The sequence below is a fragment of the Allobosea sp. TAF32 genome (assembly GCF_052113585.1).
Taxonomy (GTDB): domain Bacteria; phylum Pseudomonadota; class Alphaproteobacteria; order Rhizobiales; family Beijerinckiaceae; genus Allobosea.
This window is the reverse complement of record NZ_JBFRDM010000001.1, coordinates 630,456-644,376: the sequence shown is the minus strand read 5'-3', so window position 1 is coordinate 644,376 and position 13,921 is coordinate 630,456. Positions and strand designations below refer to the sequence as shown.

The 13,921-nt window shown below is 64.9% G+C and carries 13 protein-coding genes; 11 read left to right on the top strand and 2 right to left on the bottom strand.

Going from position 1 to position 13,921, the window contains the following annotated elements; all coding sequences use genetic code 11:
- Positions 1 to 15: 15 nt before the first annotated feature.
- From AB4Z16_RS02890 to AB4Z16_RS02840, 11 genes are all read left to right on the top strand, one after another.
- The gene (locus AB4Z16_RS02890) at positions 16 to 534 is read left to right on the top strand and encodes a nuclear transport factor 2 family protein (RefSeq protein ID WP_441509805.1); all 519 of its coding nucleotides are present in this window, start codon (positions 16 to 18) and stop codon (positions 532 to 534) included.
- A 43-nt stretch (positions 535 to 577) separates the two neighbouring features.
- Entirely contained in the window at positions 578 to 1,951 is a 1,374-nt protein-coding gene (locus tag AB4Z16_RS02885) for an amidohydrolase family protein (protein WP_441509804.1), read from the top strand.
- A gap of 39 nt (positions 1,952 to 1,990) precedes the next feature.
- Positions 1,991 to 3,310 (top strand): MFS transporter, encoded by a 1,320-nt coding sequence (locus tag AB4Z16_RS02880; protein ID WP_441509803.1) that lies wholly within the window; start codon positions 1,991 to 1,993, stop codon positions 3,308 to 3,310.
- A 61-nt stretch (positions 3,311 to 3,371) separates the two neighbouring features.
- A complete protein-coding gene (locus AB4Z16_RS02875; protein ID WP_441509802.1) occupies positions 3,372 to 4,427 on the top strand; it encodes an amidohydrolase family protein in 1,056 nt (351 codons plus the stop codon).
- Between the two features lie 190 nt (positions 4,428 to 4,617).
- Positions 4,618 to 6,261, top strand: coding sequence for a coiled-coil domain-containing protein (locus tag AB4Z16_RS02870; RefSeq protein ID WP_441509801.1), 1,644 nt, complete (start codon positions 4,618 to 4,620; stop codon positions 6,259 to 6,261).
- A 66-nt stretch (positions 6,262 to 6,327) separates the two neighbouring features.
- Positions 6,328 to 7,368, top strand: a complete 1,041-nt coding sequence (locus tag AB4Z16_RS02865) for a TAXI family TRAP transporter solute-binding subunit (protein ID WP_441509800.1) — start codon at positions 6,328 to 6,330, stop codon at positions 7,366 to 7,368.
- 8 nt (positions 7,369 to 7,376) lie between these two features.
- On the top strand, positions 7,377 to 7,991 hold the full coding sequence (locus AB4Z16_RS02860) for a hypothetical protein (RefSeq protein WP_441509799.1): 615 nt from the start codon (positions 7,377 to 7,379) through the stop codon (positions 7,989 to 7,991).
- A gap of 28 nt (positions 7,992 to 8,019) precedes the next feature.
- Entirely contained in the window at positions 8,020 to 8,523 is a 504-nt protein-coding gene (locus AB4Z16_RS02855) for a DsrE family protein (RefSeq protein ID WP_441509798.1), read from the top strand.
- 300 nt (positions 8,524 to 8,823) lie between these two features.
- Positions 8,824 to 9,819, top strand: coding sequence for an ABC transporter substrate-binding protein (locus tag AB4Z16_RS02850; RefSeq protein ID WP_441509797.1), 996 nt, complete (start codon positions 8,824 to 8,826; stop codon positions 9,817 to 9,819).
- 100 nt (positions 9,820 to 9,919) lie between these two features.
- Positions 9,920 to 10,744 carry an ABC transporter ATP-binding protein gene (locus AB4Z16_RS02845; RefSeq protein WP_441509796.1) on the top strand — a complete coding sequence of 275 codons (825 nt, stop codon included), beginning with the start codon at positions 9,920 to 9,922 and terminating at the stop codon, positions 10,742 to 10,744.
- A gap of 10 nt (positions 10,745 to 10,754) precedes the next feature.
- Positions 10,755 to 11,630: an ABC transporter permease gene (locus AB4Z16_RS02840; RefSeq protein ID WP_441509795.1), complete on the top strand. Its 876-nt coding sequence runs from the start codon at positions 10,755 to 10,757 to the stop codon at positions 11,628 to 11,630.
- 3 nt (positions 11,631 to 11,633) lie between these two features.
- Here the strand turns inward: AB4Z16_RS02840 and AB4Z16_RS02835 are convergent, their stop codons facing one another.
- Complete coding sequence (locus tag AB4Z16_RS02835) at positions 11,634 to 13,031, bottom strand: sensor histidine kinase (protein ID WP_441509794.1); 1,398 nt, start codon at positions 13,029 to 13,031, stop codon at positions 11,634 to 11,636.
- The gene (locus AB4Z16_RS02830) at positions 13,024 to 13,695 is read right to left on the bottom strand and encodes a response regulator (protein WP_441509793.1); all 672 of its coding nucleotides are present in this window, start codon (positions 13,693 to 13,695) and stop codon (positions 13,024 to 13,026) included. Before AB4Z16_RS02830 ends, AB4Z16_RS02835 begins: the two co-directional genes overlap by 8 nt.
- Positions 13,696 to 13,921: the final 226 nt, after the last annotated feature.

Genomic DNA, 13,921 nt, shown 5'->3' with positions numbered 1-13,921 from the left:
GGCAGGAGACCCAAAATGGGGCATGACGCCGTCCACGAACTGATGTGCAAGGCCGAGATCACCCGGCTGATCCACACCTATCCGCGCGGGCTCGACCGGCTCGATCGCGAGCTCCTGCTCTCGATGGCGCATGAAACCGCGACCGTGGATTTCCCGCCGCTCTTCTCCGGAAGCTGGGCCGACTATGTCGCCTTCCTGATGAAGGCGCATACGAGCATGCTCTACAACCGACACAGCATGAGCAACATCCTCGTCGCGCTGAAGGGCGAGGGGGCGGTCAGCGAGACCTCGGCGACCGCGCATCTGATCGTCAAGCGTGACGACGGCGACATCGAGGAACGCACCGTTCACACTCGCTATCTCGACCGCTGGCGCTGCGATGGCGGGCGCTGGTCGCTGGCGCACCGCCGCACCATCCGCGACTACCGCCAGGTCAGGGTCCTCACGGCCGCGGAGCTTGCCGCCACGACCGAGTACGCCAATGCCGGCGCGATCGGACGGCAGGATCCGTCCTACGCCCATTTCAGCGAATAGCCGGGCGCTGCACTGCGATCTCGAGGATTTACGGAGCGCCATCATGGGCAGGAAGCTGATCAGGAACGGGCAGGTCGTCACGATGGATCGGGCCATCGGCGATTTCGCCATCGCGGACGTTCTGCTGGAGGACGATCGCATCGCCGCGGTGGCGCCGGGAATCGAGGCCGATGCCGACGAGGTGATTGATGCCAGCGGCATGATCGTGATGCCCGGCCTCGTCAACGCCCATCTCCACACCTGGCAGACGGGTCTGCGCTCGATCGGAGCGGACTGGACCGGCCCGGACTACCACCGGATCATGCATGGCAACATGGCCACCCGCTTCCGGCCCGAGGACAACTATATCGGCACACTGGTCGGCGCCCTCGAGCAGCTCAATGCCGGCGTCACCACGCTCTTCGACTGGTGCCACAACATCACCTCGTTCGAGCATGCCGAGCGTTCGGTCGACGCGCTGGAAGAGAGCGGGCTCAGGGCCGTCTTCGGCCACGGCACGGCCAAACCGCTCAAGACGGTGTCCGACATCCCATTCACCCATGAGCCCCATCCGCGCGAGCGGCTGGTAAGGCTGCGGCGCGAGCGCTTCTCCTCCGACGACCGCCGCGTCACCCTGGCGGCGGCGATCCTCGGCCCGCAATTCTCGGTTCCCGAGGTGGTCGAGCAGGATTTCAGGCTGGTGCGCGAGCTTGGCCTGCTGTCGAGCTCGCATGCCGCGCGCCGTCCCGCCGATCAGGTCTCGCCGGAAGGATACCGGATTCCGGCCCGGCTCGGCTTGCTCGACGAGAACCACAACGTGGTCCACGGCAACTACATCGACGACGAGCAGCTCAAGCTGATCGTCGATTCCGGCGCCTCCTTCACCGTGACGTCGATGATCGAACTGCATGTCCACCCTGCCGATCCGGTGACCGGACGCATCCGTGCCCTCGGCGCGCTCCCCTCGCTCGGGGTCGACAGTATTCCGGCGGCGAACAGCGACATGTTCAACGAAATGCGCTTCGCCATGCTCTACCAGCGGGCGCTAGAACATCGCGCCAACTATGCGCAAGGGCTGCCGCCTTTGACGCAATTGCCGGTGCTCTCACGCGTTGCGCTCGAATGGGCGACGATCGGCGGCGCCAGGGCGATACGGCTAGAGCATCTGATCGGGAGCCTAACGCCCGGCAAGAAGGCGGATGTGATCCTGCTCAAGGCCACGGATTTCAACCTGTTTCCGGTGCATGACCCGGTCGGGACGGTCGTGCAGCAGGGCTGTGCCCACAATGTCGATACCGTCATAGTCGACGGGCAGGTCCTCAAGCGCGGCGGCGTGCTCGGCTATGATGCGGCTCTTCTGCGCCGCAAGGCCGGGGAGCTGGAAGCCTCCGCCGCCCGGATCATCCGGGAATCCGGCTATATGCCGATGGCCGCATAACAAGAGCAAAAGCTCGATTTCATCACGGGAGAGATTGAGATGTCGGTGCGTACGCAATCGCAACGGTCGTCGGTTCGCGTCGTCGTCGCAGCCGCGCTGGGAAACGCCCTGGAGTGGTTCGATTTCATCATCTACGGCTATCTGGCCGTGATCCTGTCGCGGCTGTTCTTTCCCGCCGATGATCCGAACGTCGCCCTGATGCTGACACTCGCGACCTTCGCCGTCGGCTTCGTGATGCGGCCGGTCGGCGCTCTTGTGATGGGCTACTACGCCGACCGGAAAGGCCGCCGCAGCGCCCTGACGATCACCATCTGGATCATGGCGCTGGCCACCGCCATGATAGGCTTCGCGCCGACCTATGCCACCGTCGGTCTGCTCGCCCCGGTGATCGTGCTGACGGCCCGCCTCATGCAGGGCTTCGCCGCCTCCGGCGAATATGGCAGCGCGGTCTCGCTCCTGGCGGAATCGGCGCCGCCGAACCGCAAGGCCACTTTCGTCGCCTGGCAGATGGCGAGCACGCTGCTCGCCGTCGTCTTCGCCGGCCTTGTCGGCTTCCTGCTGTTCAACACGCTGACGCCTCAGCAGATGGGCGATTGGGGCTGGAGGCTGCCCTTCATCTTCGGGCTGCTGATCGCCCCCGTCGGTTATTACATCCGGCGCCATGTCGATGAGACGCTCGACGTTGCGAGTGTTGCCAGGACGTCCTGGTCGGACGACATCCGCCAGATCTGGACGAAGCAGCGCCGCGCCTTCCTGGCGTCCTTCGCCCTGCTCGCCTTCGGCGGCGGCAATTTCTACATCATGTTCATTTACATGCCGACCTTCGCGGTCCGCGAGCTCAATCTCGGCCTGAATGCGCCCTTCATCAGCACGCTGGTGGCGGGTCTCCTCTCGGCCGCGGGCGCGATCTTCTGGGCCGGCCGCGTCGATCGCGGCGCCTCGCCGCGCCTGCTCTACGGTATCGCCACGGTCGCGATCCTGCTGATCGTCTACCCGCTTTATGCCTGGATCATCCAGGCGCCGACGCTCTGGGGACTTGTGGCCCTGCAGGTGGCGCTGGCGATTCCCGGCAGCGTGATCGTCGGGCTGGGAATCGTCATGAACGCCGCGCTGTTCGAGCCGCGCATCCGCGCCTCGATCCTGGGCTTCAACTTCAACGTCTCGAACAGCATCTTCGGCGGCGCCGCGCCGCTGATGGTGAGCTACGCCGTCGCCACCACCGGCGACAAGGCGGCAGCGGCCTATTACGTCATCCTCGTCGGGCTGATCGGGCTCATCGGCGTCTGCTGCCTGCCCGGCAAGGCCCACACCCCGCGGCAGCATGAGGGGCTGGGCGAGCCCAACGGCGCTCCTGCCTGACCATGAGCAGGCGCCGGTTTCGACCGGCAACGACAACAATACCAAAAAGGGGAATTCCGAAATGACCACCTCTGACGAAACCATGTCCCGCCGTGCCATGCTGCTGGGAAGCGTCGCAGCATTAGCGGCGACGGCGACAGCGGGCGCCGGACTCGCGCAGGTGCAGCCGGAAGGCAGCTTCCGGATCGATACTCATCACCACATCTTCCCGCCGAAATACCTCGATGAGGTGCGCGAGCGGATCATCGCCCAGGCTCAGGGCTTGCCGACCGAGACCATGATCGGCTGGACGCCTCAGCGCTCGCTCGACGAGATGGAGCGCAGCCGGGTCGACCAGGCGATCGTCTCGGTGGCGGCGCCGGGCATCTTCTTCGGGGATGTCGAGCAGGGCCGGCGGCTCGCCAGGGCCTGCGTCGACTACGGGGCGGAGATGATCCAGAAATATCCGGGCCGCTTCGGCATGTTCGCGCCGATCCCGCTGCCGGATGTCGAGGGCAGCCTGAAAGCCATCGCATATGCGCTCGACGTGCTGAAGCTCGACGGCATCGGCATCCTGACGAGTTACGGCTCGCGCTGGCCGGGCGACCCCGCCTTCGCGTCGGTCTTCGACGAGTTGAACCGGCGCAAGGCGACGGTCTTCGTCCATCCGCTGGCGCCGGATTGCTGCAGCAATCTGCAGGAAGGCGTATCCTCGGCGCTGATCGAGTTCCCGACGGACACGACGCGCTGCATCACCAGTCTCCTGTTTAGCGGGACGCTGACACGCTGCCCGGACATCAACTTCATCTTCGCGCAAGGCGGGGGGACGCTGCCCTTCCTGGCCGGGCGCCTGAACGCGGCGATGTTCTTCACGCCGGGACTGCCGGAGAAATTGCCGAAGGGCATGCTCTATGAACTGAAGCGGCTCAACTACGACGTCGTGTCGATGGCGAACCCGATTTCGGTCGCGGCGCTTCTCCAGCTGGTGCCGAGCCAGCAGCTCTTCTTCGGCAGCGACTTTCCCTATCTCTCCGGCAAGGTCGTTGCCGACGGGCTCCAGAAGATCAGCCTACTGTCCCCTGCCGACCTCACGCAGATCGAGCGCGAGAATGCGCTTCGGCTACTCAAAAGGGCATGATGATCGCAATCCGGCACCGGCAGTCCCTCTGGCGGGAAGATATCCACGCGGAGCGGTCATCCGCCCCATCAGTCGGTGCCGGAGCCGTTTCATAGGGTCAGGCCCTCGCAAGACGTCGACAGGCCGCGAAGTCGGTGTGGCGTGGCGTGGCAATTCGCGATACTGTGCCGGATACTTGCCATGAGGAGATTTGGGCTTTTTCTCAGGCAAAGCGGAGAAGTTATGGTTCTATAACGCCGTCAATGCAGGCGTCCTTTACATGCGCCACGCGATCGAGACCGCACCGAAAGACGGGCATTGCGTCGTCATCGAGGACGATGCAAGTGCTGATTGCGACGTCGGCGGCAGGTCGCCGGAAGCGGGCGATTGGGCCGACGGGAAGGACGATGGCCCTATCGGGCTCACGCGGACGCATAGGCATCCGGTTGCCCGCAGAGCTCATTTCCAGCCACACGGCGCAGGATCGGTTGCCGCTGATCCTGCCGTAAAACGGATGTGGCGAGGCTTCTTTACGCCCGTCGTCACTGTCATCGCTGCGGCGACGCTGCTGCTGTGCTGTGTAAAGCAAGTCGCTGCCGAGCCGCCTGCGGGCGATGGCGTGGTCGCTCAGGATGCGGGCTTGCCGAGCAGGGACTCGAAGACCGCGGTCCCTGAAGTCCTCCGAACCGTCGACAGGCAGCCCGGCCCGCCCGCGTCGGAGACGCCGACTATGCGGGAGCAACGAGCTGCAGCGGCGCCCGGGCCGGATGAGCCGCAACCAACGGGCCGGAACCCGCCGGAAGGTCTGGCGCGAGAGGCGGCCCTGGCGCAGGAGCTGGATCGAGCTCGGCGTACCATCGAGCGCTTGGAAGCGCAGTTGCAAGCGGGGCCGGCGGCCGAGCAGGTGCTGAAGCAGGAGCGCGAGCGGGCCGCGATCCTGGCGGACCACGCGGCGTCTGCGCGGCAGGAGTTGCTCGCAAGCACCGCGCAGCACCTCCGGGCCCTCGACGAGGAGCGCGCCCACAGCGCCGCATTGGCGAGCGAGCTGGCGATGGCGCGGCGCCAGATCGAGGCGCAGACGGCGCAATCTCACCAAGCCGACCCCGACACGGCGCCGCTCAAGCAAGCGGACACCGCAAACGCCGCGCAATCACTCGAGCGGCAACGCCAGCAAATGGCTGCTGCCCTCGCGGATGCGGCGGCTGCGCGGCAGGAGCTGACGGCTAACACGGCGCAGCTCCGTCAGGCGCTCGACGAGGAGCGAGCCAAGAATGGCGCGATGGCGAGCGAGCTGGCAACGGCGCAGCAGGTGAACCAAAAGCTGGCCGTGCAGTTCCGGCTGATCGGCGAACAGACGGAACTCCGCAGGCGAGCCTATGAGAAAGACGTGGCGGCGCTTCAACAGGCGCTCAGCCAGGAGCGCGACAAGGCGGCAGCCGGGGCCGCCGATCTTGATGCCGCGCGAAGCGCGGCTGCCGCGCGCATTCAGCCGGAAACGACGACAGGCAGTCCCGTTGCCCGGCAGGTCGCATCTGCCACCGGCACGGCCATCGCGTCGCCCGCTGCCCCGGACGTGCCGGGCGGCAGCGAGGCGGCGAGGATGATTGCGCGCGCTGCCGCGCTGCTCGGCCAAGGCGACATCGGAGCAGCGCGGATCGTGCTTGAGCGTGCTGCGGAGATGGGCAGTCCGCGCGCGGTCTTCATGCTGGCCGAGACATACGACCCCAACGTTCTCTCGACCTGGAAAACGTTTGGAACGCAGGGCGAGGTGGCGAGGGCGCGCGAGCTCTACGCGAAGGCGCATGCGGGCGGCATTCGGGAGGCGAAGGAGAGGTTCGAGACTTTGAGCCGATGATGCGCCTGCCAGGCCATGCGGCTTCGGTTCATCGTCCGATTAGTGCGCTCGCGAGGGAGTTCGAGGATGACGAGGTTTGCCAGACGAAGCCTGCTCCTGCTGACTGCCTTGATAGCGCTCATGCCGGGGCTTCAGCCGGCTGATTTGTTCGCGCAGACAGCCAAGGTCGAGGCCCAGGCCACTCCCTCGTCGCGTCGCATCCCGGCGCAGGCGACGGAACAGGACAAGATGAACGCCTGGACCGTCGGTCTTGCCGGCGGTTTGATTGAAGGAGCGCCCCTTCGTCTCGCGGCGGAGATGGCGCGCGTCGTCGATGACGGGCCGAATTTGCTTGTCCTGCCGATCGTTACGCGGGGCGCCACCGAGAACCTGAACTCGTTGCTCTACCTGCGCGGCGTTGACACGGCCATCATCAATTCCGACGCTCTGGACGAATACAAGGCGCAGCTGCCCCAGATCCGGCGTCGGATCACCTATGTCCTCAACCTCTTCCCGTCGGAGCTGCATATCTTCGTTCGGCCGGAGATCCAGAGCCTGGAGGATCTCGCCGGGAAGAAGGTGAACTTCAACACGCAGGGCACCGCTGCCGCCTATTCGGGGCCGCTGATCTTCAGCCGGCTCGGCATCAATGTCGACAAGACGTTCATCCCTCATCAGGTGGCGCTCGAGCAGATGCGCAAAGGTGAGATGGCCGGGGTCGTTTTCATCACCTCGAAGCCGGTCGACGCATTCGTGCGCGGGCGCTTCGAGCCCGGCTTCAAGTTCCTTCCGGTCAAATACGACAGCAAGTTCGAGGATTACTATCTTCCGGCCGTGCTGGAGGCGGGCGAGTATCCGGGGCTGATCAAGCCGGGAGAGCGCGTGCAGACGATTGCGGTGCCGACCGCGCTCGTCGCGTTCAACTGGGCGGCGCAAACGAACCGCTATCAGCGCGTAGCCCGTTTTGTGGATGTGCTGTTCTCCCGCATCGACAGGCTTCAGGGTCCCGGCTTCGACGCGAAATGGAAGTCGATCAACCTGGCCGCGACCGTCCCGGGCCTCGACCGCTTTCCCGCCGCCCAGGAGTGGTTGGACCGCCAAACGCGAGCACCGCGGGCTCTGCGATGAAGGCGGCCATGCTGTCCATCGTCTTCGAGATCGCTTGCGGAGCCGCGCTGGCGCAGGATGTGGTCGATCCGGTGGCGCATCTTCGCGCTTGCGCTGTGCTGGAGCCCGCTGCGCGGCTGGAGTGCCTCGACAAGCTGTCGCGTAGCATCGCGCCGACCGATCGCCCGGCGCCTGGCGAAGACAACTGGATCGTCAGCGAGACCACCTCGCCGATCGACTATGCTCCCATCGTCACCGCTACGACGCTTGCGAGCGGCGGATCAGAAGGCGCGTTGACGCGGCTGTCCATCTATTGCCGTGGCGGCCGAACCGAATTGGCGGTTTCAGGGCCGGCCGTGGCCGGCGGCAGCGCTGACGGCATCATCATCTACCGCATCAACGGCGCTCAGCCACTGCAGGTCGCAGCCGGGGCTTCGTCATTCGGTTCCGGCACCGCATTCAGGGCCGATGTCGTGCATCTGTTGTATTCCTTGCCCGACGAAGGCGGCCTCAACATCCGCCTCGTGGCCCGAGCCGGCACCTATGAGGGGCAGTTTGCGCTGGCCGGGCTGAAGGTCGTGCGAGCCAAGGTCGCTGCAGCGTGCAAGTGGCCGAACGTCGTTGCCAAGCCAAACAGTCGATAATCCTCGAACCGAAAAGGGAGAAGCAGTGATGACTGGCTATGAGAAAATCGCGCGGGCTGCACTGGCCGGCGTCGCTGCGCTCCTGATCGCCATGCCGCCGTCAGTGGCGCAGGAAAGGAAGCAGGCCACTGCGCAGGCATCAAAGCGAAACGCGTCGGAAACAAAAACGCACCGCCTTATCCTGCAGGTCAACTCCAACGAGCCTGCAACGATGAACCTGGCGCTCAACAACGCGACGAATGTTGCGCAATACTACAAGGATCTCGGAGAGCCGGTAGAAATAGAGATTGTCACTTTTGGCCCGGGCTTGCACATGCTTCGCGATGACACCTCCCCGGTCAAGGCACGGATCAAGGCGATCGCGGCGAGCACCCCGGCAATTTCCTTCAAGGCCTGCGGCAATACGCAGGAGAATATGGCCAAGGCTGAGAACAAGGAAATTGCTCTCGTGCCCGAGGCGTCGCTGGTAAAATCTGGCGTGGTGCGCGTGATGGAGTTGCAGGAGCGAGGCTGGACCTATGTCAGGCCGTGACATCCGTCATTGAAATCGATCGTAGATTTGCGTTGTTTCATGTCGCGATGCGGTCGATCCGATGGATGAGAGCTGCGAATTTCCAAGCGAGTCGGTGGCGAAGCCGATATCGAGGATGATCCGGCCGGCGTGTCCGAATGGAGGGAGGCGGAAGATTCGACAGCCATGCTCTGGAGCGAACGCTGAACCCTCGGTCGAAAGGTTGGCGAAAGGTTGGCGGGCTACTGGCCGATAACCCGGCGACAAGCCTCCTCATAAAGTGGGGCGAACCGGGTAGGAAACCAGACAAGGAGCCTCGCCATGCGCATGCGCGCTGCCATTCGTTCTATCGCCATCGTCTCGCTCTTCGCCGCCACCTCGGCTTTCGCCGCCGACAAGGTCACCATCATGGTCGGCGGCTACGAGAAGCAGATCTACCTGCCCGCGAAGCTTGCCGAGAGCCTGGGATACTTCAAGGATGAAGGTCTCGATGTCGAGCTTCTCAATGAAGCCGCCGGTGTCGATGCCGAAAACGAAATGCTCGCCGGCGTGGTCCAGGGGGTCGTCGGCTTCTACGATCACTGCGTCGACCTGCAGGCCAAGGGCAAATTCGTTCAGTCGGTGGTCCAGTTCAGCCAGGCCCCGGGCGAGGTCGAGCTGGTTTCGTCGAAATACCCCGACGTCAAATCGATGGCCGACCTCAAGGGCAAGACCCTCGGCGTCACCGGTCTCGGCTCCTCGACCAATTTCCTGACCCAATATCTGATGGTTAAGTCCGGCGTGCAGCTCAGCGACTTCACCTCGTTGCCGGTCGGCGCGGGCGCCACCTTCATCGCCGCCATGCAGCAGGACAAGATCCAGGCCGGCATGACCACCGAGCCCACGATCTCGCGCCTGCTGAAGACCGGCGAGGCGCGCATTCTCGTCGACATGCGCACGATCGAGCAAACCAAGGCCGCGCTCGGCGGCACCTATCCTGCCGCTTCGCTCTACATGCCGACCGCATGGGTGGAGAAAAACAAGCCGATCGTCCAGAAACTGGCGAACGCCTTCGTCAAGACGCTGAAATACATCAACACCCACAGCGCCGCGGATATCGCCGACAAGATGCCGAAGGACTATTATGTCGGTGACAAGGACGGCTATGTGAAGGCACTCGCCGACGGCAAGGCGATGTTCACCGCCGACGGCGTGATGCCGCAGGGCGGCCCCGAGACCGTTCTCGCAGTGCTTTCCGGCTTCTCGAAGAACATCAAGGGCAAGCAGATCGACCTGTCGAAGACCTATACGACCGAGTTCGTGAAGGCTGCGAAGTAAGCTTCGGCGCGGAGAGCGGCCGGAACAGGCCGGCCGCATCTCACCGCCCTCTCTGATCAAGCGCAATCGAGCGACGCCGCCTCGCGGCGAAGGAGGCCTCATGCCTGCAACCGACACGGCCAATAGCCCGGTCATCGAGCTCATCAACGTCTCGCGCCGCTTCATCACGCCGGATGGCAAGTCGATGACCGCGATCCGGGACTTCAACATGAGCGTGGCGCGCGGCGAATTCGTCGCCGTCGTCGGCCCCACGGGCTGCGGCAAATCCACGACGCTCAACCTCGTCACCGGCCTCGCGCGGCCATCGAGCGGCGAAGTTCGGCTGTTCGGCCAGCCGGTCACCGATATCGACCCGCGTATCGGCTTCGCCTTCCAGACGGACGCGCTGTTTCCCTGGCGCAGCGTCATCGACAATGTCGTCGCCGGCCCGCTTTTCCGCGGCAAGCCGCGCGACGAAGCCTACGCCAAGGCGCGTGAGTGGCTCGCCCGCGTGCATCTGAGCGGCCATGAGACCAAGTATCCGCACCAGCTCTCCGGCGGCATGAGGAAGCGCGTCTCGTTGGCGCAGACCTTCATCAACGAGCCGCAAGTGCTGCTGATGGACGAGCCGTTTTCGGCGCTCGACGTGCAGACGCGTGTGGTCATGCACGAGGTGTTGCTCAACCTCTGGTCGGAGGCCAAGGCCTCGGTGATCTTCGTCACCCACGACCTCGAGGAGGCCATCGCGCTCGCGGACAAGGTCTATGTGCTGACCTCCGGTCCCGGCACGGTGAAGGCGATCTACCCCGTCGAGCTGCCGCGGCCGCGCGTCGTGAGCGAGATCCGCTACCAGGACGATTTCATCGCGCTGTCCCGCCGGATCTGGGACGATCTTCGCGCCGAAGTCGAGCGCGGCGCTGCCCGCGACGAAGCCCGCGCAGCCTGAGGAGGGCGCCATGACCGACGCAGTTCTCACCACCTCCACCGGCTTCCGCCCCGGCACCTCCGATGCGGAAATCGAGGCCGCGGCAGCCAAGGCTGCCCGCCATCGCCGTCACAAGGTGCTGTTCTGGCGCTGGGCCATCCTGCTCGCCATCCTCGGCGGCTGGGAGCTCGGGGCCCGAACCGGCATCATCGACGAGTTCTTCTTTTCGAGCCCCAGCGCGATCTGGAGCAGGCTCGTCGAATGGACGATCGAGGGCACTTCGGAAGGCTCTCTCTGGCTGCACCTCTATGTGACGATGGAAGAGGCGACGTTGGGCTTCGTCTTCGGCTCCGTCGCGGGCATCGTCGTCGGCATCGCGCTTGGCCGCAACCAGATGCTGGCGGACATCTTCTCGATCTACATCAAGGTGTTCAACTCGATCCCGCGCGTGGTGCTGGCGCCGATCTTCATCATGATCTTCGGGCTGGGCATCGGCTCGAAAGTGGCGCTCGCCTTCGTCATGGTCTTTTTCGTCGTCTTCGCCAACGCCTTCCAGGGCGTGCGCGAGGCAGACCGGAACCTGATGGCCAACGCCCAGATCCTCGGCGCCCGCGGCTGGCAGCTTACCCGCTCGGTGGTGATCCCCTCGGCGATGAGCTGGATCTTCGCCTCGCTGCATGTGAGCTTCGGCTTCGCCATCATCGGCGCGATCGTCGGCGAATTCGTCGGCTCACGCCACGGCATCGGCCTGCTCATCAACATCGCCAAGGGCACCTTCGACTCCGCCGGCATGTATGCGGCGATCGTGGTGATCATGATCGTGGCGCTCGTAGCCGAGTATCTGATGACCTGGGTCGAGGGCCGGCTCGCGACCTGGCGCCCGAAGCCGCTACAGGATCAGCAGTGAGGCTCAAACCGAAGGTGATGGCTGGTCCTCGGCCATCGGTAGCCTGACTTCGACACGCAGCCCCGGCGGGGGCTGCGTTTCCGTGAGCGCGATCGTCCCGTCATGGGCGGCAACGATCTCCTTCACGATCGCGAGCCCAAGCCCGGTGCCCTCGACAGTCGAGGGGGCAAGGCGGTGAAACCGCTCGAAAACCCGCTCGCGATCGGCCTCTGGAATGCCTGGGCCGTTGTCCTCGACGACGAGCAGAATCGCGGCCTTTGACGATGCCAGCCTCACGGCGACGCTGCCCCCTTCAGGGATGTGACGCAGGGCGTTGTCGACGAGGTTGGTCACCAGCTCGCGCAGCAAGGTGACGTGGCCGTTGATGGGCAGCGCGGCATCGGGAGCCTCGAAGGAAAGGTCGATGTCCTTATCGAAGGCAATGGCTCCAAGGCCTACGAGCACGTCGCGCGCGATTGCGCCGAAATCGAGCCGCTCCTTTCGCAGCGCCGCGCCGCCCGGTTCCGCCCGCGCCAGGGTCAGGAGCTGGTTCACGACCCGGCCCATGTTGTCGACGCCGCGCTCGATGGCTGAGAGCGCCTCGTGCCGCAACTGCGGATCGTCGTCGCGGCGCGCCATCGCAACCTGCGTTTTCAGGACGGCCAGCGGCGTGCGCAATTGGTGTGAAGCATCGGCCACGAAGCGCCGTTGGAGAAGGATGTAGACGCGCACGCGTTCGAGCGCATGGTTGAGCGCGTCGATGACCGGCCTGAGCTCGCCTTGTACGCGATTGCGGTCCAGCGCTGTCAACGATTCCGGGTCGCGATTGCGCAGTTCGTCGCGCAGCCGGAGCAAGGGCGCCAGGCCGCGCCGCAACCCCAGCAGGGCCAGCAGGGCGGCGATGCCCACCAGCACGAGCTGGTCTCGCAGAGAGCTCTGCCAGATCTCGTTCACCAGCCGGTCACGGCCATGCAGGGTCGTCGCGACGATGACGAGCGCGTTGCCGCCTTCCACCTTGGAGATCACGGGTTGAGCCAGGGCGACCGCGCGCACGGGCTCCGTGCGGAATTGGCCCTCGTAATAGGCGGGCTCCAACCCTTGGGGCGGCGCTGGCGGCTCCACCACATCGGGAAAACCCGCAATGAGTTCCCCGGACGGCGATAGCACCCGGTAGATCACCTTTTCGCGGTCGGGCGAGGCGAACATTTCCAGCGCCGAGGGCGGGATCAGGGACTCGACCCGCCCATCGCTCTCCTTGACCTGCTCCGCGATGACGCGCGCCGAAGCGAGCAGGGTTCGATCGGTGATCAGATCTGCCGTCCGCGTCGCGTCCCGGCGCAGAGTCCAGCCGTTGAAGGCGACGATGGCGGCCAATGGCAGCAGCAGCCAAGCCAGAAGCTCGGCGCGCAGGCTCCTACTCACCTTTCAGCCTCAGGGCGTAGCCCAGGCCGCGCAAGGTGCCGATCGAGACCCCTCCGCCGCCGAGCTTCTTGCGAACGCGGTGAACATAGATTTCGAGCGCATTGTCGGTCGCATCATCGTCGAGGCCGAAAACGGTATCGATCAGGCTCGCCTTGGGGACGATGCGCCCCCCGGCGAGAACCAGCGCTTCAAGCACGCTGTACTCGCGCGCCGTCAGGTCGAGGGGAGCACCACCGAGCATGAAGCGGCGCGCATCCGTTTCCAGGACCAGGGGCCCGAAGCTGACATGTGCGGTGCGGCTATTCTGACGCCTGCGGAGCTGAGCCCGAATCCGTGCCTCCAGCTCATCCGGCTCGAAGGGCTTGACGAGATAGTCGTCGGCGCCGGCATCGAGCCCTGCGACCCGGCTCGATACGGCATCGTTGGCAGTCAGGATGATCACCGGCGCCAGTCCGCGCCGCTGGCGGAAGCGGCGCAGCAGTTCAAGCCCGGTCATGTTCGGCAGGCCGATGTCGAGGATAATGAGATCGTAGCTGTGCGTCGCGAGAGCGGCGTCAGCATCGAGCCCGTCATGGACGCTGTCAACGACGTAGCGGCTCTTCTGGAGCAGGCGCGAGAGCCAGTCCGCAAGCTCACGATTGTCCTCGACCAACAGGATGCGCACGTGCTCGGCAAACTCTTTCGCTGTGCGTCGGACTGACGCCTACCGTCGCCGGTCAGATGCCTCAAGGAACGCGATTGTCGCCGCGATGGCAAGGGATCCGAACGGCAGCGGTCCTTCCGCCGCCAAGGGAGGTGATCTGAAGACAGGATCTGAAGCGGGCATCGTCTCAGACCGAGCGAGTGCCGTATCGATCACGGCCGTCCCGCCGCCGCATAGCAGTTCAATC

Excerpts from the sequence above, each read along its gene's own strand:
- AB4Z16_RS02860 (WP_441509799.1), top strand. The coding sequence starts at position 7,377 with ATGCTGTCCATCGTCTTCGAGATCGCTTGCGGAGCCGCGCTGGCGCAG.
- AB4Z16_RS02880 (WP_441509803.1), top strand. The coding sequence starts at position 1,991 with ATGTCGGTGCGTACGCAATCGCAACGGTCGTCGGTTCGCGTCGTCGTC.
- AB4Z16_RS02885 (WP_441509804.1), top strand. The coding sequence starts at position 578 with ATGGGCAGGAAGCTGATCAGGAACGGGCAGGTCGTCACGATGGATCGG.
- AB4Z16_RS02890 (WP_441509805.1), top strand. The coding sequence starts at position 16 with ATGGGGCATGACGCCGTCCACGAACTGATGTGCAAGGCCGAGATCACC.
- AB4Z16_RS02875 (WP_441509802.1), top strand. The coding sequence starts at position 3,372 with ATGACCACCTCTGACGAAACCATGTCCCGCCGTGCCATGCTGCTGGGA.
- AB4Z16_RS02865 (WP_441509800.1), top strand. The coding sequence starts at position 6,328 with ATGACGAGGTTTGCCAGACGAAGCCTGCTCCTGCTGACTGCCTTGATA.
- AB4Z16_RS02850 (WP_441509797.1), top strand. The coding sequence starts at position 8,824 with ATGCGCATGCGCGCTGCCATTCGTTCTATCGCCATCGTCTCGCTCTTC.
- AB4Z16_RS02855 (WP_441509798.1), top strand. The coding sequence starts at position 8,020 with ATGACTGGCTATGAGAAAATCGCGCGGGCTGCACTGGCCGGCGTCGCT.
- AB4Z16_RS02845 (WP_441509796.1), top strand. The coding sequence starts at position 9,920 with ATGCCTGCAACCGACACGGCCAATAGCCCGGTCATCGAGCTCATCAAC.
- AB4Z16_RS02840 (WP_441509795.1), top strand. The coding sequence starts at position 10,755 with ATGACCGACGCAGTTCTCACCACCTCCACCGGCTTCCGCCCCGGCACC.